Origin of the sequence: Janthinobacterium sp. 35 (assembly GCF_002754575.1) — a bacterium.
Classification (GTDB): Bacteria; Pseudomonadota; Gammaproteobacteria; order Burkholderiales; family Burkholderiaceae_D; genus Janthinobacterium; species Janthinobacterium tructae.
Genome location: NZ_PEFN01000001.1, coordinates 1,563,287 through 1,583,042, shown reverse-complemented (window position 1 = coordinate 1,583,042; position 19,756 = coordinate 1,563,287). Strand labels below are relative to the sequence as shown.

At 62.0% G+C, this 19,756-nt stretch carries 15 protein-coding genes and 1 pseudogene; 8 read left to right on the top strand and 8 right to left on the bottom strand.

Features of this window, described 5'->3' with window-relative positions; genetic code table 11:
• Nucleotides 1-12 precede the first annotated feature (12 nt).
• Both CLU93_RS07095 and CLU93_RS07090 read left to right on the top strand, forming a co-directional pair.
• Entirely contained in the window at nt 13-1,242 is a 1,230-nt protein-coding gene (locus CLU93_RS07095) for a phospholipase D-like domain-containing protein (protein WP_099760545.1), read from the top strand.
• 8 nt (nt 1,243-1,250) lie between these two features.
• A complete protein-coding gene (locus CLU93_RS07090) occupies nt 1,251-2,318 on the top strand; it encodes a S1/P1 nuclease (RefSeq protein WP_099764277.1) in 1,068 nt (355 codons plus the stop codon).
• Between the two features lie 35 nt (nt 2,319-2,353).
• On the opposite strand, the gene CLU93_RS07085 is transcribed toward CLU93_RS07090, so the two are convergent.
• The gene (locus CLU93_RS07085) at nt 2,354-3,118 is read right to left on the bottom strand and encodes a DeoR/GlpR family DNA-binding transcription regulator (RefSeq protein WP_099760544.1); all 765 of its coding nucleotides are present in this window, start codon (nt 3,116-3,118) and stop codon (nt 2,354-2,356) included.
• 85 nt (nt 3,119-3,203) lie between these two features.
• Between CLU93_RS07085 and CLU93_RS28540 the strand changes: the two are divergent.
• Nucleotides 3,204-3,788, top strand: a pseudogene (locus CLU93_RS28540) (NUDIX domain-containing protein); the annotation flags it as partial.
• A 420-nt stretch (nt 3,789-4,208) separates the two neighbouring features.
• Here the strand turns inward: CLU93_RS28540 and CLU93_RS07075 are convergent.
• The 7 genes from CLU93_RS07075 to CLU93_RS07040 form a co-directional block, all read right to left on the bottom strand.
• Nucleotides 4,209-5,180: an ABC transporter permease gene (locus tag CLU93_RS07075; protein ID WP_096233948.1), complete on the bottom strand. Its 972-nt coding sequence runs from the start codon at nt 5,178-5,180 to the stop codon at nt 4,209-4,211.
• A 4-nt stretch (nt 5,181-5,184) separates the two neighbouring features.
• Entirely contained in the window at nt 5,185-6,264 is a 1,080-nt protein-coding gene (locus CLU93_RS07070) for an ABC transporter permease (protein ID WP_099760543.1), read from the bottom strand.
• Nucleotides 6,261-7,790 (bottom strand): ABC transporter ATP-binding protein, encoded by a 1,530-nt coding sequence (locus tag CLU93_RS07065; RefSeq protein WP_099760542.1) that lies wholly within the window; start codon nt 7,788-7,790, stop codon nt 6,261-6,263. The genes CLU93_RS07070 and CLU93_RS07065 overlap by 4 nt, the downstream gene beginning before the upstream one ends.
• An 81-nt stretch (nt 7,791-7,871) precedes the next feature.
• Nucleotides 7,872-8,867 carry a BMP family lipoprotein gene (locus CLU93_RS07060; RefSeq protein ID WP_099760541.1) on the bottom strand — a complete coding sequence of 332 codons (996 nt, stop codon included), beginning with the start codon at nt 8,865-8,867 and terminating at the stop codon, nt 7,872-7,874.
• 388 nt (nt 8,868-9,255) lie between these two features.
• On the bottom strand, nt 9,256-10,158 hold the full coding sequence (locus CLU93_RS07050) for a LysR family transcriptional regulator (RefSeq protein WP_099760539.1): 903 nt from the start codon (nt 10,156-10,158) through the stop codon (nt 9,256-9,258).
• Nucleotides 10,159-10,243: 85 nt separating this feature from the next.
• Complete coding sequence (locus CLU93_RS07045) at nt 10,244-11,173, bottom strand: pseudouridine-5'-phosphate glycosidase (protein WP_099760538.1); 930 nt, start codon at nt 11,171-11,173, stop codon at nt 10,244-10,246.
• 3 nt (nt 11,174-11,176) lie between these two features.
• Complete coding sequence (locus tag CLU93_RS07040) at nt 11,177-12,334, bottom strand: carbohydrate kinase (RefSeq protein WP_099760537.1); 1,158 nt, start codon at nt 12,332-12,334, stop codon at nt 11,177-11,179.
• Between the two features lie 374 nt (nt 12,335-12,708).
• On the opposite strand from CLU93_RS07040, the gene xapA reads away from it, so the two are divergent.
• The 5 genes from xapA to deoA all read left to right on the top strand — a co-directional run bounded on the left by xapA (nt 12,709) and on the right by deoA (nt 19,702).
• Nucleotides 12,709-13,548 (top strand): xanthosine phosphorylase, encoded by an 840-nt coding sequence (gene xapA / locus CLU93_RS07035; protein WP_099760536.1) that lies wholly within the window; start codon nt 12,709-12,711, stop codon nt 13,546-13,548.
• Between the two features lie 117 nt (nt 13,549-13,665).
• On the top strand, nt 13,666-14,859 hold the full coding sequence (locus tag CLU93_RS07030) for a phosphopentomutase (RefSeq protein WP_099760535.1): 1,194 nt from the start codon (nt 13,666-13,668) through the stop codon (nt 14,857-14,859).
• Entirely contained in the window at nt 14,856-15,815 is a 960-nt protein-coding gene (gene deoC / locus CLU93_RS07025; RefSeq protein WP_034785577.1) for a deoxyribose-phosphate aldolase, read from the top strand. Before CLU93_RS07030 ends, deoC begins: the two co-directional genes overlap by 4 nt.
• A gap of 12 nt (nt 15,816-15,827) precedes the next feature.
• Entirely contained in the window at nt 15,828-18,209 is a 2,382-nt protein-coding gene (locus tag CLU93_RS07020) for an aldehyde dehydrogenase family protein (RefSeq protein ID WP_373629813.1), read from the top strand.
• 170 nt (nt 18,210-18,379) lie between these two features.
• Nucleotides 18,380-19,702: a thymidine phosphorylase gene (gene deoA / locus CLU93_RS07015; RefSeq protein ID WP_099760533.1), complete on the top strand. Its 1,323-nt coding sequence runs from the start codon at nt 18,380-18,382 to the stop codon at nt 19,700-19,702.
• Nucleotides 19,703-19,756 lie beyond the last annotated feature (54 nt).

Sequence of the window (19,756 nt, the reverse complement as noted above, 5' to 3'; positions counted from 1 at the left end):
CAAGGAAGAACCATGCGTCGTTTATCTGTTTCCCTGCTCGTCACTACCCTGTTTGCGGGCACGGCCCACGCCGATTTCACCATTCCCGGCTTTGAGCTGGTGCACACTTCGCCCGTGGAAACGAGCTTGACCAATCCCGACCTGCGCGAGCCCGTCGCCGTGTGGAGCGAACTGTTCGATTCGGCAAAAAAAGAGATCGTCATCGCCCAGTTCTATGCCGTCAGCAAACCGGGCACGGCTTTTGAAAAGGTGCTGGCCAGCCTGACGGCCGCCGGCCAGCGCGGCGTGAAGATCCGCTTCCTGCTGGACCAGAAGGGCGTGGGCCTGTCGGAAGCGGCGACCATCGCCCGGATCAAGGCGATTCCGCACCTGGACTTGCGCCTCATCGATTTCAATAAAATCACGGGCAATGGCATCGTGCACGCGAAATACCTGGCCGTCGATGGTGAGGTCGCGTACATCGGCAGCCAGAATTTTGACTGGCGCTCGTTCGAGCACATCCATGAGACGGGCTTGAGAATCACGGAGCCCGCCATGGTCAGCCAGGTGCAAGCCATCTTCGAACAGGATTGGCAAGCGCAGGCATTGACGTCGCAAGGCAGCCGCGCCACGGTGCTCAACAGCAAGGTGGTGCCCGCCAATTACGCGCAAAACGCGTTCCTGCTGGCCAGCCCGAATGCGTATAACCCGGCCGGCGTGGGCGACTCGGAAACGGGCTTGCCCGCCTTGCTGGCGGAAGCGAAAAGCGAAGTGCGCATCCAGCTGCTCGACTACGCGCCGCTGTCCTACGGTCCGAACCGCACGCGGCCGTACTACGCCGTGATCGACAACGCCGTGCGTGCGGCCGCCCAGCGTGGCGTGAAAATCAAGCTGATGGTGTCGAGCTGGAACACGGAAGCGCCGGCCATCGCCTACCTGAAGAGTTTGGCCCTGGTGCCGAACGTGGAAATCCGCATCGTGACGATTCCCACGGCCTCGACGGGTTTCATTCCCTTCGCGCGCGTGATCCACAGCAAGACCATGAGCATCGATGGCAAGCTGGCCTGGGTTGGCACGAGCAACTGGGCGGGCGGTTATTTTGACTTGTCGCGCAACCTGGAAGTGGTGCTGCGCAACGACGCCATGGCGCAACGCATCGCCGCGCTGCATGAGCAGACGTGGAGCTCGGCGTATGCGCAGCCGATCGACATCAACAAGCAGTATCCGAAGCCGGCCAAGGCTGCGCCGCAAGGCAAGGAGTAATGGTGAACATGAAAAAACTGCTGACCGTGCTGGCGCTGGGCGCCGCTTTTGCTTCCGGCAACGTGCTGGCCTGGGGCAACGACGGCCACCGCGCCGTGGGTGCCATCGCCGATCAATTGCTCAAAGGTAGCGTGGCGCAGGCCCAGTTGGCCAAGTTGCTGTTGCCCGGCGAAAGCCTGGAAAAGATCGCCAACTGGCCCGATTGCGTGAAGGGCACGTATTGCGGCCCGCAATCGCCGGAAATGCTGACCTATGTGGCGGCGAACCCGAAACACGGCGAATACCACTACACGAACGTGCCGTTCCAGAATGCGCACTACCACGACCATGGCGTGGGCACGGCCGACGACGATATCGTGCAAACCTTGAAACAGGCGATCCTGGTGCTGCAGGGCAAGGCTGATGCGGCCAGCAATCCGCACGGCTTCAGCCAGCGCGAAGCACTGATTCTGATTACACACCTGGTTGGCGATATCCACCAGCCTTTGCATGTGGGCAATGCGTTTCTCGGCAAGGATGGCCAGTTTTTCGTGCCCGCCACGCAGGCGCAGATCGATGACATCGCCATTTTCAATGCACGCGGTGGCAATGACTTGCTGCTCGACGATGCGAAGATGACGGCCTTGTCCGACGCCGTGATTCCCGCGCCGCTGCCGGCGGAAGAGGGGATAACAAAAGCTCCCGCCTATCCTAAATCGGCCACCAAGCCCCTGCATTCGTACTGGGATACGACCGTGGTCGACTACGCCATGCGCCGCCTGAGCACGCGCACGCCGCAGCAGTTTGCGCGTACCGTGATCGCCAGCGCACCGGTGGTGAGCACCAATAGCGGCGACCCTGTCACCTGGCCGTATCAGTGGGCCGATGCCGCGCTGGCGGCGTCCAAGATTGCGTTTACGGACGTGGCGGCCGGCCCGGCGACGCAGCAGACCAGTCGCAAGGGCGATGTCTATAACGTGTGGAGCTTGACGGTGCCGGACAATTATCCCGTGCCCAGCTCGGCGCTGGCGAAGCAGCAACTGATCGAGGGCGGCTATCATCTGGCCGCCGTGCTGCAGGCGATCTGGCCACAGTAAGATGTTATTTGAAAGCGGCCTGCGGGCCGCTTTTTTCATGCCAGGGTGATGTTGATTCCCATCTCGCGGTAGGGCGCGAGCAGGGCGTCGTCCACGTCGCGGTGCACGATGATGTCGTTGACCTGGCTCAAAGGCGCGATTTGGAATGGCGAGGCCGTATTGAACTTTTCCGGCGAGGCCAGCACGATGGTGCGGCTTGACGCATCGCTCAGCGCGCGTTTCACGCACGCTTCTTCGTAATCACCCGTGGTGATGCCCGCTTGCGGATGCAGGCTGGCCACGCCCATGAAATACAGGTCGGCGCGGATGCGGCCGATGGCTTCCACGGTGGCCGCGCCGACACCCACGATCGAGTGCTTGTACAGGCGCCCGCCCAGCATCAGCACCTCGATCGATCGGTGATTCACCAGCTCGACGGCAATCGACGGACTGTGCGTGACAATGGTGGCGCGCAAGTCGGGCGGCAGCTGGCACGCCAGTTGCACGGCGGTCGTGCCGCCATCGAGAAACACCACTTGCCCCGTTTGTATCATGGCGCCCGCCGCGCGGCCGATGGCGGGCTTGGCTTCGGGCGAAATCTGTTCGCGACCCGCAAACGGCGCCAGCGCGGGCGAGCGCGGCAGCAAGGGCAGGGCGCCGCCATGCACGCGCTCCAATAATCCCTCTTTTGCCAGCTCGCGCAAGTCACGCCGTATCGTGTCTTCCGACAAGCCCAGGGCGTCGCTGACGGCCTTGGCGACGAGTTGCCCTTCGCGCTGGAGCAAGTCCAGCAGGTATTGTTTGCGTTGATGTGTCAGCATGGTTTTTCTTGTATTTTCTTGATATTGCACGAGTTTGCATGATAAAGTCGGCGAAGGCAAGGTCATGCAAGCACAAGGAGACACGATGCGCGAAGAAAATGCTGAGCAACGACGGGTACGCATACAGGGCGTGGTAACCCTGTCGCACGACTGGTATCTATTGCAAAAGACCACGTTCGATTACCTGCGCCACGACGGTGAATGGCAGACGCAGACGCGGGAAACCTACGACCGCGGCGATGGCGCCACCATCCTGCTCTACAACAAAATCCAACGGACGGTGATCCTGATCCGCCAGTTCCGCTTTCCCACGTATCGCGAGGGCCACGATGGTTTCCTCATCGAAGCAGCGGCCGGCTTGCTGGAAGAGGCCAGTGCGGAACAGCGCATCCGCGCCGAGGTGGAAGAGGAAACCGGTTACCGGGTGGGGCAGGTGCACAAGGTCTTCGAAGCCTTCATGAGTCCCGGCTCCGTGACGGAGCGCCTGCATTTCTTTGTCGCCGAGTACGATCCCGCCAGCCGTATCGGCGACGGCGGCGGCCTGGCGCATGAGGGCGAAGATATCGAAGTGCTGGAACTGCCCCTGGCGCAAGCGCTGCAGATGGTGGCCGATGGCCGCATCTGCGATGGCAAAACCATCATGCTGCTGCAGCATGCGCAGCTGCACTTGATGCCGCGCAAACTTGGCATGCAGATACTGGTTGCCGGTCCCTACCGCTCCGGTACGGGCGACGATCCCGCACTGATGGCGGCGAATGTGGCGGCCATGCAAGCCGTTTGCCTGCCCCTGTATGCCAAGGGACACATGCCCGTGCTCGGTGAATGGCTGGCCCTGCCCATGCTGGCGCTGGCTGGTTCCGCCCGGGTGGGTGACGCCGTGTACGAGGAACTATTTCACGTGCATGCGACGCGTTTATTGAGCCACTGCGATGCCGTGCTGAGGATAGGCGGTGCTTCTGGTGGGGCCGACCAGATGGTGGAGGTGGCGCGGGGCCTAGGTTTACCCGTATTTTTCTCGCTGGACGAGATTGCCCAGGCGTAAAAAAAGCGAAGCCCGGGGGCTTCGCTTTTGTCTTGCGCTCGTTGAAATTTAACGCGATTTGACGAACGGGATACCGATCGCTTTCGGCGCGATGGATTTCGCCATCAAGCCCGCCAGCACGATCACGGTGACCACGTACGGTACCATCTGGATCAGCGAGCCGGGGATGCGGCCCACGACGGGCAAGTCCACGCCTTCAATCTGGATCTGGATGGCGGCGAAGAAGCCGAACATCAGACAGCCAAGGAAAGTGTAGATGGGGCGCCAGTTGCCGAACACCATGGCCGTCAGGGCCAGGTAGCCGGCGCCGGCCGACATGTCGCGCAGGAAGAAGCCGCTTTGCACGATGGCCAGATAGGCGCCCGAGAACGAGCACAGGATGCCGGCCACCAGCATGGCCAGGTAGCGCGTCGCTTCCACGCTCACGCCGGCCGAGTCGGCCGCATGCGGGTTTTCGCCGCAGGCGCGCAGGCGCAGGCCGAAGCGCGTGTGGTACAGCAGCCAGTGCACGAGCGGGATCAGCAGGAACGCCACATACACGAGGATGGAATGGCCGCCGATCAGGTGGGCATACACCCAGCCGATGAACGGGATGTGCTCCACGTATTGCGTGCCCGGCAAGACGACGTCGAACAGCCGTGCCGAACCGAGGTCGGGTGTGCGACCGCCTTGCTGGAAGAAAAATTGCGCCAGAACAAAGGTCAGTCCGCTCATGGCGATGTTGATCGCCATGCCGGCCACCAGCTGATTACCCTTTTGCGTGATGCTGACATACGCTTGCAGCAGGGCCAGGGCGACGCACACGAGCATGCCGGCAGCCATGCCGTAATACGGGTTTTGCGTCGTGTAGGCCACGGCGGCGGAAGCGAAGGCGCTGGCCAGGATCTTGCCTTCCAGGCCGATGTCGATCATGCCGCTGCGTTCGGCGAACAGGCCGGCCATGGCGGCAAAGATCAGGACGGGCGCATTGCGCACGGTCGATACCAGGATGCTGGCGAAATGAAAGTCGTCGAGTGTCATGGTGTTAGCCTTTGGTGCGCTTGAGCAGGGCGGAAATGGCCGGTGCGTAGAAGTTTTCCATGGCGCCGCAGAACAGGATGATCAAGCCCTGGATGAAAATGAAGGTTTCCGTCGGAATATTCGGTTTTTCCAGCGACAAATCAAAACCGCCCTGTATCAGCGCGCCGAACAGCACGGCCGAGAGGAAGATGCCGACCGGATGCTGGCGGCCCATCAGGGCGATGGCGATGCCGATGAAGCCGGCGCCGCCCACAAAATTGAGCGACAGATAATGCGTCGAGCCCATGATGGAATTGACGGAACCGAGGCCAGCCAGCGCGCCGGAAATGAGCATGACGATGATGATCATCTTGCTGATCGACACGCCTGCATAGTGGGCCGCGTGCTTGTTCAGGCCCGTGGCGCGCAGCTTGAAGCCCCACGAGGAGCGCCAGACCATCACGCCATAGATGACCAGCGCGGCGATCGCCAGGATAAAGCTGATGTTCAGCGGCGTGTCGCCCAAGGATGGGAACCAGGTGGAGAGGCGCGGCATTTCGCCGCTTTCCGCAAACACGCGGCTGGCCGTGTTTTGCTCGCCCGGCGGAATCAGATATTTCACGATAATGAAATTCATCAGGCTGGCGGCGATGAAGTTGAACATGATGGTGGTGACCACAATGTGGCTGCCGCGTTTGGCTTGCAGATAGCCGGGCAAGAAGCCCCATAGCGCGCCGAACAGGGCCGCACCGAGCATGGCGGCCGGAATCAACAGCCAGGCGGGCAGGGTCTGGTCGAAGGCCAGCATGGCCACCGTCAAGCCCAGGCCGCCGATATACATCTGGCCTTCGGAACCGATATTGAACAGGCCGGCCTGCATCGCCACGGAGACCGACAGGCCCGTGAAAATGAAGGTGCTGGCGTAGAACAGCGTGTAGCTCAAGCCTTCCGGATTGAGGAGGGCGCTATTGACGAGGATACCCAGCGATTCGGCCGGATCTTCGCCCAGCATATAAATGACCAGGGCCGCGACCAGCAAGGCCGACAGCAGGTTTAACATGGGCATGACAAAGGCTGTCGCCCAGCGTGGCAAGTCGTTATTCATGATTTATGCATTCCCCCCATCAACAGACCGATGCGGGTGGTATCGAATTCTTCAATTTTCAGTTCGCCGGTGATGCGTCCGCCGCACATGACCAGAATGCGGTCGGCCAGCGCCCGTACTTCTTCCAGTTCGACGGACACCAGCAGGATCGCCACGCCCGCGTCGCGCAGGGCCAGCAATTGCGTATGGATGCTTTCAATGGTGCCGATGTCGACGCCGCGCGTGGGCTGGCCCACCAGCATCAGTTTCGGCTTGGCCAGCACTTCGCGCGCGATCACCACCTTTTGCTGGTTACCGCCTGACAATAATCCGATGCGCAGATCCGGGTTGGCCGGGCGCACATCGAAGGTTTTCAGCAGTTCCGCGCAGCGGGCGCCGATGGCCTTGAAGTTGAACAAGCCCCAGCGGTTTTTCAGGTGATCCTGGTAACCGAGGATGGTGTTTTGCATGACGGAGAAATTCTTTACCACGCCATCGCGCAAGCGGTCTTCCGGAATGTGGGCAATGCCCAGTTCGCGGAAGGCCAGCGGCAAGCCGTCGGCGTCAGTGCGCTTGGCAAACGGCAAGTCCTTGTCGAGGAAGCGCAGCTTGCCGGACGTCGGCAAGCGCATGCCCGACAAAATTTCCAGCAGTTCGCTCTGGCCATTGCCGGAAACACCCGCGATGGCGACGATTTCGCCGGCGCGCAAGTTGAAGCCGATGTCGGCCAGCAGCTTGACCTGTTGCGCGTCGGCCAGTTGCAGATCAGCCACTTCCAGCACCGTGGCGCCCGGATTGTACGGTGCACGGGGCAGATGGCTCTGGATGGGGCGGCCCACCATCATGTTGGCCAGTTCCTCTTTCGAGGTAGTCGCCGTGGCAACTGCGCCCACCACCGTGCCGCCGCGCATGACGGTGACGTTGTCGGTGATTTCCAGGATTTCTTGCAGCTTGTGCGTGATCAGGATGATGGTCTTGCCTTGCTCCTTGAACAGGCGCAGGATTTCAAACAGCGACGCCGTTTCCTGGGCCGTCAGCACGGCCGTCGGCTCGTCGAGGATCAGGATGTTGGCGCTGCGGTAAATCTGCTTGAGGATTTCCACGCGCTGCTGCGCCCCGACGGAGAGGTCTTCGATCTTCGCCAGCGGGTCGACGTCGAGGCGGTAGCGCGCGCAAATCTCGCGCAGCTTGACTTCCGCTTCGGCACGGTGGCTGGCCAGGCGAAAACCGCCTTCCGTGCCCAGCATGATATTGTCGAGGACGGTGAAATTCTCGACCAGCATGAAATGCTGGTGCACCATGCCGATGCCGAGATTGATCGCTTCCTGGCTGTTGCGGATAGGCTGTACTTTCCCGTCGAGCAAGATTTCTCCGCCGTCGGCACGGTAATACCCGTACAGGATACTCATCAAGGTCGATTTGCCGGCGCCATTTTCCCCCACCAGGCCATGGATACTGCCCTTGGCGATGGAGAAGCTGACGTCGGCGTTCGCCTTCACATGTCCAAACTGCTTGGAAATGCTGCGAAATTCTACTGCTGGCTGCATAGGTTCATAACTGGATAGTTTCATGGAAACGCGCCGCGCGGAGACAGGCCCCGGCGGCGCGCTAGAAGATACGGAGAAAAATTAAACCGGGCAGCTGCTGCCGACGCGGTAATCGATCACTTTGATCTTGCCATCGATAATGTCCTTACGCGCACCCAACACGCGCTTTTCGATTTCCGGCGTAATCAGCTTGCGGTTATTGGCGTCGAGCGCCCAATCCACGCCGCCTTCTTTCAAGCCTTTATAGCTGACGCCGCCCTTCCAGGTGCCGTTCTTGACTTGCATGAAACTGTCATACACGGTGTTGTCGACGCGCTTGACCATCGAAGTGAGGATGCTGCCCGGGTACAAACCATTCTGGTTCGAATCGACGCCGATGGCCAGCTTGCCTTTTTCCTTGGCCATTTGCAGCGTACCCATGCCGCTGCCGCCGGCGACGGCGAAGACGACATCGACGCCGCGCTCGAATTGCGAGCGGGCCAGTTCGCCACCCTTGGCCGGGTCATTCCAGGCGCCGGAGGTGGTGCCGACCATGTTTTGCGTGATTTCCGCTTTCGGATTGATGGCCTTGACGCCTTGCGCGTAGCCGCAGGCGAAGTTGCGGATCAGGGGGATATCGATGCCGCCGATGAAGCCGACCTTCTTGCTCTTGCTGGCCATGGCTGCCGCCACGCCCACCAGGTAGGAGCCTTCTTCTTCCTTGAAGACGACGGAATTGACGTTGCTGCCGGCGGCCTGGCCGTCGATCAGCACGAATTTCACGTTCGGGAATTCTTTTGCGACTTTTTGCACGGCTTGCGTTTGCGCAAAGCCGATGGCGGCGATCATGTCGAGTTTCTTGCGGGCCAGGCCGCGCATGACTTGCTCGGCTTGCGTATCGCTCGATGCTTGCACTTCGATGAAGGAAATGCCTGTGTCTTTTTTGAAGCGCGAGGCGCCTTCGAAAGCGGATTGGTTGAACGACTTGTCGAACTTGCCGCCCGCGTCATACACGACACCCAGTTTTGGGGTAGCCGCGGACGCTTGAGCAGTCAGAAATACGGCTGCGATCGTCAAACTAAATTGTGTAAGTTTCATGAATTGGCTCCTGGAAGATCGATATTGTATATTTTTTATAGGTGAAACATATAATTTGGGGCCGATTTAGCCTGTTTTTGATGCACGAGATGATAATTCCTTATCAACATTGCACCGTATTGAACAAGATCATTGCCGGCCTTGCGTGCTTTTATGTCGACAGTGTGATGCTCATGCAACAGTCGCGCCCCGTCTCTTTTATAGTTACAACATCGAATGGGGCTGCCGGAGCGGGCTGGAATGCGCCGTCAATGGACGGGCAGGGCAGGCGCAGGACCGGCGCCACGATGGGCGTCCGAATCACTATGCATCATGCCAGATATGTATGACAAATACGTTTTTGTTTATGTATTTATACGCAGTGCATATAAATAGCTGGTGCCGCAGCTTAGACGGCCGGGGGATTGAGGATATTCAGGAAGGCCCGCACGACGGGAGCGTCGTCGAGCGTGGTGTAGCTGATGTACAGATTGGCCGATGGTGGATTGGTTTTGATCGGCAGGAAAACGACGCCGGGCCAGCCGATGCGGCTCGTCGTTTCCGGCACCAGGGTCACGCCCAGGCCCGCGCCCACCATGGCCAGCAGGGTTTGCGGCTCGCTCGCTTCCTGGAAAATCACGGGTTCGAAACCGGCATTGATGCAGCATTGCACCAGGTAGCGGGGAAACGCGGATTTATCGAGGTTCAGGGTGAGCATGGGCTCGTGGGCGATGTCGATCAGCTCGATGGCCGTGTTTTTGGCCAGCGGATGGTGTTCGTTGACGGCCACGCACACGTTTTCGCGGAAGCACAGCTCCTGGCGCAGGTTGTCGTGGCGCAAGTCGTCGTCGTTGAGTTTCGGTTCGCGCCAGAAACCCACGTCGATCTGCTTGGCGCGCAAGGCTTCGTACTGCACCGTGGGACCGAATTCATGGATGGTCCAGCTGACGCGGGGAAATTTGGTCTGGAACTCTTCCAGCAGGCTGGGGATGGGGCCCCACATGGCCGAACCGACGATGCCCACGCGCAAGCGGCCCACTTCGCCACGGTCGATCTGGCGGATGGTGTCGATGGTCATGCGCATCTTGGCCAGCAGCTCGGCCGCTTCATTCATCAGTGCCTTGCCCGCCACGGTCAGTTCGAACGTGCGCGTGGTGCGCGCAAACAGGCGCACGCCCAGTTCGCTTTCCAGTTTCATGATCTGCTGGCTCAGGGGCGGCTGCGAGATATGCAGGCGCTCGGCGGCGCGGCTGAAGCTTTTCTCCTCGGCGACGGCAAGAAAATACTTTAACTGTTTCAGATCGATGGACATGCTTTCCTTGGCGTTGCGTCTTGCTAGGCGATGGAACAGCGCGCGAACCCGTGAAGGCGTGCGCGCTTTCTTTACAGCAGTCCTATTATCGTGCCACGACTGCCTGCATGGCAATGGCCAGCGCGGTGCCCACCTGGGCATTGTGCTTGACCAGCGCGATATTCGTCGCCAGGCTGCGGCCATCCGTCAACTGCTTGATGCGCGACAACAGGAATGGCGTGACTTGCTTGCCTTTCACGCCGCCCGCGTCCGCTTCCTGCAGCGCTTGCGTGGTGATGGCGTCGATTTCTTCCTTGGGCATCGCTTGCGCGGCCGGCACCGGGTTGCTGACGATCACGCCGCCTTTCAAGCCCAGCTGCCATTTCGTATCGATGAAGGCAGCCTGCTCGGCGGCCGTATCGAGGCGGAAATCGGCCTTGAAGCCGCTTTCGCGCGTGAAGAAGGCAGGGAAACCTTCCTGGCCCACGCTGATGACGGGCACGCCATGCGTTTCCAGGTATTCCAGGGTCAGGCCGATGTCGAGGATGGATTTGACGCCCGCGCAGACGACGGCGACCGAGGTTTGCGCCAGTTCCTGCAAGTCGGCGGAAATGTCGAAGCTGGTTTCCGCGCCGCGGTGCACGCCGCCGATGCCGCCCGTGACGAACACGGTAATGCCGGCCAGTTGCGCGCAGATCATGGTGGCGGCCACGGTGGTGGCGCCCAGTTTGCGTTGCGACAGGACGAACGGCAGGTCGCGGCGGCTGACTTTCATGGCGTCGGGCGAGGTGCCCAGCAATTCCAGCTGTTCCGGTGACAGGCCGACGCAGATCTTGCCGTCGATGATGGCGATGGTGGCCGGCACGGCGCCGCCGTCACGGATGATCTGTTCCACTTCGCGCGCCATTTCCACGTTTTGCGGATACGGCATGCCATGCGAAATGATGGTCGATTCCAGTGCCACGATGGCCTTGCCGGCGGCGCGCGCGGCTAGCACTTCTTGCGAGAACAAGAGGAAATTCTGTAATTGGGTCATGTGTCAATCCTGTTGAAAGAGGGTAGGGGGAGGCGGCGCCAGGTCGGCATCGTCGATGTCGTCGAGCGCGCCGGCGGAAATTTTTGGGGAGACAGTGGCAGCCGATTCCAGGGTCATGGCGGCCAGCTTCAGGCCGCGCCGGCACGCCAGTTTCAAGTCGCTGCTGTCGTGGTAGAGCGACCAGCAGACGGCGGCGGAAAACGCGTCGCCGGCGCCCGTCACGTCGACGGCGGCCACTTCGCGCGCGGCCAGGTGCACGACAGGCGCATCCTGGCTGTCGCCATCGGTGAAGTACACGCCTTCGCCGCCGCAGGTGACGATCACCTGGCGCGCGCCCTGGCGCTGCACTTCGCGGCAGGCGGCGCGCACCTCAAACGCCGTGGGCAAGGCCCGCGCCACGCGCGTTTCCAGTTCGCCCCGGTTGAGGATCAGCAGATGCAAGCCCGTCAGGTCTTGCGGCAAGTGCGCCATCTTCGGTTGCGAGACGGCGACGATGACCAGCGGCGTGGCGTGGGCAGCATCCTGGCGTGCATCGGCCAGCAGTGCCTGCACGCTGTCGTGGCCCAGGTTCAGGTCGCAGACGGTGAGGGCGGCGGCGGCGCGCTGCGGCTGGCGGCTGTGCAAGAAGGCCGGCGTCAGCTGTTCGTAGAGTTGCATATTGGCCATCGCCAGCAGCATTTCGCCATGTTCGTCGAGCACGGCCGTATAGGTGCCGCTGCTGATGTTGCTCAGATGCAAGCTGCCGCGCATGTCGATACCCGCATCTTCCGCGTGCGTCTGCAGCGCGTGGCCGGCCGCATCGTCGCCCAGCGCCGTCAGCAGGGCCACGGGAATCGACAGGCGGGCCAGGTTTTCCGCGATGTTGCGGCCCACGCCGCCAAACACTTCTTCCGAGCGCACGGGATTCGAGGTGCCCATCTTCAGGGTCGCCAGGGTGCGCATCTTGCGGTCGAGGTTGGCGGCGCCTATGCACAACACGGGGCGGCTGTCGGGCAGCACATAGGCGCGTCCCAGCAGGCGCCGCTCGCGTATCAGGCCGGCGATGTGGCCGGCGACGGCCGAGCGCGACAAGCCCAGTTCGCTCGCCAGGTCTTGCTGCGAGATGAAGGGATTGTTGCGGATCAGCGTGTACAACTGGTCTTTTTTATTGGTATCGGTCACAAGGTGTTCGCTGAAGGGTTGGACATTTGTTTGCGACTGTAAACATTTGTCTTGTCGGTGTCAAGTCGGTGTCAAGCAGAGTTAAAAAACCTTCGTATGGAGCTTGTATGCATGGATTTCCCGGGCATGGCAGGCCTGGGCTAGCCTCGACTATAATATCGGCCATTTATATTTGAATTGTATAAATGGGCAAGAAAAATGGTATTTGCCATACATAATCCGTTTGATGCATAGTGGCGGCAAATAGTGGCAATACGCATCTGGATAGTCCAGCAACACCCATATACATACCCGTAACCTGGGCCGTACTTCTTCACCGGGGACGGCCGCGCAGGCAGCAACCATCATCATCATTAGTCAATCAGAGGATAACCATGTCGAACAACACCCCTTTCCACGCCGCCGAAATCATCCGTGCCCGCGCTCCTGAAAATTTCAAGCCGCGCGTGGCGATGATCCTCGGCTCCGGCCTGGGCGTGTTGGCCGAGCAGATGACGGACGCCGTCAGCATCAGCTTTGACGAATTGCCAGGTTTCCCGATCAGCACCGTGCACGGCCATGCCGGCGAACTGGTAATCGGCACCCTGTCGGGCGTCGCCGTCGTCTGCATGAAGGGCCGTGGCCACTTCTATGAAGGCTATGGCATGGGCGTGATGACGAGCGCCATCCGCACCCTGAAACTGCTGGGCTGCGAAATGCTGTTCGTCACCAACGCCGCCGGTTCCCTGCGCCCTGAAGTGGATGCCGGCAGCCTGGTGGCCATCAGCGACCATATCAACCTGCTGCCAGGCACGCCGATGGTCGGCCCGAACGACGACCGCTTCGGCCCGCGCTTCTTCAGCATGGCCAACGCCTACGATGCGGATCTGCGCAACCTGGTCAAGGACACGGCGGCCGCCAACGGCATCACCCTGCACGAAGGCGTGTTCGTCGCCTATCCTGGCCCGAACTTCGAGACGGCCGCCGAAATCCGCATGATGGCCCGCCTGGGCGCCGACACGGTAGGCATGTCCGTGGTGCCGGAAGTGGTCTCGGCCCGTCATTGCGACCTGAAAGTGGTGGGCGTGTCCGTCATCACCAACCTGGCTGAAGGCATGTCGCCATTCGCCCTGTCGCACGAGCAAACCCTGAAATACGCGGCCATCGGCGCGAAAGACCTGGTCAAGCTGATCCTGGCTTTCCTGGCTACCGTATCGGCTACGCCGCAAGCCTAAGCAGTTTTTTACGCAGTAGCGGCGCGCCGGCCACCGGCGCTGCCGCGCGGCAGGCCGGGAAAATCCGGCCTACACTGTCCGCATCACCCCGCATCAATCCATAAAGCGAGCCTTATCATGTCACGCGCATTTATCCTCCTGCTTGATTCCTTCGGCCTTGGCGCGACGCCAGACGCCGCCAAGTATGGCGACGCAGGTGCCAATACCTTTGGCCACATTGCCAGCACTGTCGCCAAAAGCGGCAAGACCTTGAAACTCCCGAACTTGGAACGCCTGGGCCTGGGCGCCGCGGCGCACCTGGCCAGCGGCGAATGGGCCACCGGCTTCGACCAGCGCGACGGTTTCACCGGCGCCTACGGCGCGGCGCGCGAGCGCTCCACCGGCAAGGATACGCAGAGCGGCCACTGGGAAATCGCCGGCGTGCCCGTCGAATTCGACTGGGGATATTTTCCCCGCACCACGCCATCGTTCCCGGCCGACCTGACCGACAAGCTCAAAGCCCTGTCCGGCGTGCCCGGCTTCCTCGGCGATTGCCATGCCTCGGGCACGGACATCATCAACAAGCATGGAGATGAACACGTCGCCACCGGCAAGCTGATTATCTATACCTCGGGCGACTCGGTGATGCAGATCGCCGCGCATGAAGAATCGTTCGGCCTCGAACGCCTGTACGCAGTGTGCGAAATGGCCTTCAAACTGGTCGAGCCGTACAACATCGGCCGCGTCATCGCCCGCCCGTTCACGGGCAGCAATGGCAACTACACGCGCACGTCGAACCGCCACGACTATGCGGTGGCGCCGCCAAGCAAGACCCTGCTCGACCACGTCAAGGATGCGGGCGGCGAAGTCGTCGGCCTGGGCAAGATCAGCGATATTTTCGCCACCCAGGGCATCTCCAGAGTCGTCAAGGGCGTCGACAACATGGCGCTGTTTGAAGCGCTGCTGAAAACAGCCGATGAAGTGCAGGACAAGTCGCTCACCTTCGTGAACTTCGTCGATTTCGACCAGGCTTTCGGCCACCGCCGCAACGTCGAAGGCTATGCCGACGCGCTGCGCGAAATGGATGGTCGCCTGCCGGAATTCATGGCCAAGCTCAAGGAAGGCGACCTGGTCGTGATCACCGCCGACCATGGCTGCGACCCCACCTGGCACGGCTCCGACCACACCCGCGAACACATTCCGATGATCTTCTTCGGTCCCGGCGTCGCCCCGCGCGCTCTGGGCATTTCCGAGACGTTCTCCGATATTGGCCAAACCCTCGCCAAGCACCTTGGCGTACCACCACTTGCTAATGGAACCAGCTTGTTATGACACTCATGCACCCCGAATTCAAGCGTAACGAGGCCGTTGGCCTCGACCTGGGCTGGATCAACCAGATCCGCGTCAACCGCGCCGCGACAGACCGCCGCGCGGCCAGCCTGGCGAACCGCCGTACGGTGAAAAAGGAATACCAGGCCGCCTGGCTGGTCAAAGCCATTCAGATGATCGACCTGACCACCCTGGGCGGCGACGATACGCCGGGCCGCGTGGAGCGCCTGTGCATGAAGGCCATGCGCCCGCTGCGCGCCGACCTGATGGACGCACTCGGCCTGACGCAATTGAGCACCGGCGCCGTGTGCGTGTACCACGAGATGATCCAGCCGGCCGTGAAAGTTATTCAGGGCCGCTTGCCCATCGCCGCCGTGTCGACGGGTTTCCCGGCCGGTTTGACGAGCATGGAAACGAAGCTGCGCGAGATCGAACTGTCGGTCGCCGCGGGCGCTTCCGAGATCGATATCGTCATCACGCGCCAGCACGTCCTGAACGGTAACTGGCAAGTGCTGTACGACGAAATGCTGGCTTACCGCAAGGCTTGCGGTGAAGCGCACGTGAAGGCGATTCTCGCCACGGGCGACTTGCTGACCATGGAAAACGTGGCCAAGGCGTCGTGGGTCTGCATGATGGCCGGTGCCGATTTCATCAAGACCTCCACCGGTAAAGAGGGCGTGAACGCCACCATCCCCGTGGCCCTGACGATGGTGCGCACGATCCGCGAATACCACGAGCAGACGGGTTTCCAGGTGGGCTTCAAGCCGGCCGGCGGCGTCAGCTCGGCCAAGAGCGCGCTGCAATACCTGACCCTGATGAAGGAAGAGCTGGGCAACGAATGGCTGCAGCCGCACCTGTTCCGCATCGGCGCTTCCAGCCTGCTGACCGACATCGAGCGCCAGCTCGAGCACTACGTCACCGGCAGCTACTCGGCCAATCATCGTCACGCACAACCTTAAAGAACAATCGTCATGCCAACAATTAACGAGATTCTCACTACTATGGACTACGGCCCTGCTCCCGAAAGTCAAAAAGAAGCGCAGGCGTGGCTCGATGGCCACCAGCGTAAATTTGGTTTGTTCATCGACAATGCCTGGAGCGAGCCTGCGGAACTGTTCGCCTCGACCAATCCGGCCGATGGCACGCAGCTGGCCGAACTGACGCAAGCCACCGACGCGGACGTGGAGCGCGCCGTGGCAGCGGCGCGCCGCGCGCTGCCCGTCTGGCAGGGCATGGGTGGCCACGGCCGCGCGAAAGTCATGTACGCGCTGGCCCGTCTGCTGCAAAAGCATGCGCGCCTGTTCGCCGTGCTGGAAACGCTGGACAACGGCAAGACCATCCGCGAAACGCGCGATATCGACCTGCCGCTGGCCGCGCGCCATTTTTATCACCACGCCGGCTGGGCGCAGCTGCAGTCGGAAGAATTCGCCGACTACCGCGCCGTGGGCGTGGTGGGCCAGATCGTGCCGTGGAATTTCCCGTTGCTGATGCTGTCGTGGAAAATCGCTCCGGCCCTGGCGGCCGGTAACACGGTCGTCTTCAAGCCGGCCGAATTCACGTCGCTCACCGCCATGCTGTTCGCCGAATTGTGCGTGCAAGCTGGCGTGCCGGCCGGCGTGGTCAACATCGTCACCGGTGACGGCCGCGTGGGTTCTGCCATCGTTAACCATCCTGGCGTCGACAAGATCGCGTTTACGGGTTCCACCGAAGTGGGTCGTTTGATCCGCATAGCGACGGCCGGCAGCGGCAAGAAGCTGTCCCTCGAATTGGGCGGCAAGTCCCCGTTCATCGTCTTCGAAGACGCGGACCTGGATGGCGCCGTGGAAGGCCTGGTCGATTCGATCTGGTTCAACCAGGGACAAGTGTGCTGCGCCGGATCGCGCCTGCTGGTGCAGGAATCGATCCAGGAGCGCTTCCTGAACAAGGTGCGCGCGCGCATGCAAAACCTGCGCCTCGGCTCGCCCCTGGACAAATCGATGGACGTCGGCGCGCTGGTGGACCCCGTGCAGCGCCAGCGCATCGCCGCGCTGGTCGACTCGGCCCGCGCCGAAGGCTGCGACGTGTGGCAACCGGCGTGCGAACTGCCGGCTGACGGTTCCTGGTTCCCGCCGACCCTGATCACGGGCGCGTCGACCTCGGCTGCCGTGGCACAGGCTGAAATCTTTGGCCCCGTGCTCGTCGCCATGAGCTTCCGCACGCCGCCAGAGGCGGTGCAACTGGCGAACAACACGGTGTACGGCCTGGCCGCCAGCGTGTGGACCGAGTCGATCAGCCTGGCGTTGGACATCGCTCCCGCCATCAAGGCTGGCGTGGTGTGGATCAACAGCGCGAACCAGTTCGACGCGGCTTGCGGCTTCGGCGGCTACCGCGAATCGGGCTTCGGCCGTGAAGGCGGCCGCGAAGGCATGCTGGAATACATGACGGCCCTGGCCGAAGATGCGCGCCCGGCCCTGCCGGTGGTGGAAGCGAAAGCCAAGGCCAATGTGAAGCCGGCGCCAGCCGATCCGTTCGCCATCGACCGCACGGCCAAGATGTACATCGGCGGCAAGCAGGCGCGCCCTGACAGCGCCTACAGCGCGCCCGTATTTGGCGCGAATGGCGCCCTGCTGGCCGAAGTGGGCGTGGGCAGCCGCAAGGATATCCGCAACGCCGTCGAAGCGGCGCACAAAGCGTCCGGCTGGACCAGCGCCACGGCGCACAACCGCGCGCAAGTGCTGTACTACATCGCCGAAAACCTCGCTGCACGCGCCGACGAATTCGCCGCCCGCATCGCCGCCATGACGGGTAGTAAAAATCCCGAGAAGGAAGTGCAGGCATCGATCGAGCGCCTGTTCTACTACGCCGCCTGGGCCGACAAATACGACGGCCTGGCGCACCAGCCGCCCACCAAGGGCATCACCGTGGCGCTGAACGAAGCGGTCGGCGTGATCGGCATCGTTTGCCCGAACGAAGCGCCATTGCTCGGCTTCATTTCGCTCGTCGCCCCGGCCATCGCGCTGGGCAACCGCGTGGTGGTGGTACCGTCGGAAGCGCATCCGCTCTCCGCGCTGGACCTGTACCAGGTGTTCGATACGTCCGACCTGCCGGGCGGTGTCGTCAACATCATCAGCGGTAACGCCGATGAACTGGCGCGCACCCTGGCCACGCACGCCGACATCGACGCCGTCTGGCGCCATGACGGCTCGCTTGACGGTTGCGCGGAAGTCGAGCGCCTGTCGGCCGCTACCCTGAAGCGCACCTGGGTCGGTGGCGCCAAAGGCCGCGACTGGTACAGCGCCGCGCAAAGCGGCGGCCGTGCCGTGCTGGCGCATGCGTCGCAAGTGAAAAACGTGTGGATACCTTACGGCGTCTAAGTTTATAAAGCAGGACAGTGGGGCCAGTTCTCCCGCGCAGCGACGCGCCGGGGCACCGGCCCCAAGTCGCTTTCGCCAGCAAGGCGTGTAGGTCGGATTAGCCCGCAGGGCGTAATCCGACAAGGCCGCTGGATCGACATCAGCATTTGAATAGGACATCGGGAGCTATTATGTTTCTAACCCAGGAAATCATCCGCAAGAAGCGCGACAAGGGCGTCCTGAGCGCCGAAGAAATCCAGTTTTTCGTCCGCGGCATCACTGACGGCAGCGTCAGCGAAGGCCAGATCGCGGCGCTGGGCATGGCCGTCTATTTCAACGACATGAACATGGACGAGCGCGTCGCGTTTACCCTGGCCATGCGCGATTCCGGCCAGGTGCTGGACTGGCGTTCGCTGAACCTGCCTGGTCCCGTCGTCGACAAGCATTCGACGGGCGGCGTGGGCGACGTGGTTTCCCTGCTGCTGGGCCCCATGATCGCCGCCTGCGGCGGCTATGTGCCGATGATCTCGGGCCGCGGCCTGGGCCACACGGGCGGCACGCTGGACAAGTTCGACGCCATTCCCGGCTATTGCACGGTGCCGGACAATGAACTGTTCCGCAAGGTGGTCAAGGAAGTTGGCGTGGCCATCATCGGCCAGACGGCCCAACTGGCGCCGGCCGACAAGCGTTTTTACAGCATCCGCGACGTCACCGCCACGGTGGAATCGGTGGCCATGATCACCGGCTCCATCCTGTCGAAGAAACTGTCGGCCGGGCTGGATGCGCTGGTGATGGACGTCAAAGTGGGCACGGGCGCCTTCATGCCGACCTACGACAAATCGGTGGAGCTGGCCGAGAGCATCGTCGCCGTCGGCAATGGTGCGGGCATGCAGACGTCGGCCATTTTGACGGACATGAACGAATCGCTGGCGCCATACGCCGGCAATGCGCTGGAAGTACGCGGCGCCATGAATTACCTGACGGGCCGTTCGCGTCCCGCGCGCCTGCACGAAGTCACGTTGTCGCTGTGCGCCGAGATGCTGGTGCTGGGCGGCCTGGCGGCCACCGAAGAGGAAGCGCGCGTGAAATTGATGGCGGCCCTCGATTCGGGCGAGGCGGCCGAGCGCTTTGCGCGCATGGTCGCCGCCCTGGGCGGCCCGGCGGACCTGGTCGAGAACCCGGACAAGCACCTGGACAAAGCGCCGTTCATCGTGCCGGCACCGGCGCTCACCGCCGGCTTTGCCAACGTGCGCGATTGCCGCGCCATCGGCCTGGCAGTGGTGGCCCTGGGCGGTGGCCGCCGCCGTCCGACCGACAGCATCGATTTCGCTGTCGGCCTGACAGACCTCGTGGGCCTGGGCGAGCAAGTATCCGTCGGCCAGCCGCTGGCCATGGTGCATGCGCGCACGCAAGCGGCGGCGCAGCAAGCCGTCAAGGAAATCCAGGAAGCGTATGCCATCAGCGCGGTGGCGCTGGCGGCCAATCCGGTGATTTACCGTACCATTCGACCGTAACTATTTTTAGCCCCAAGCAGGGTTTGGGGTCGTACCCTCAGGGTACGACCCCGG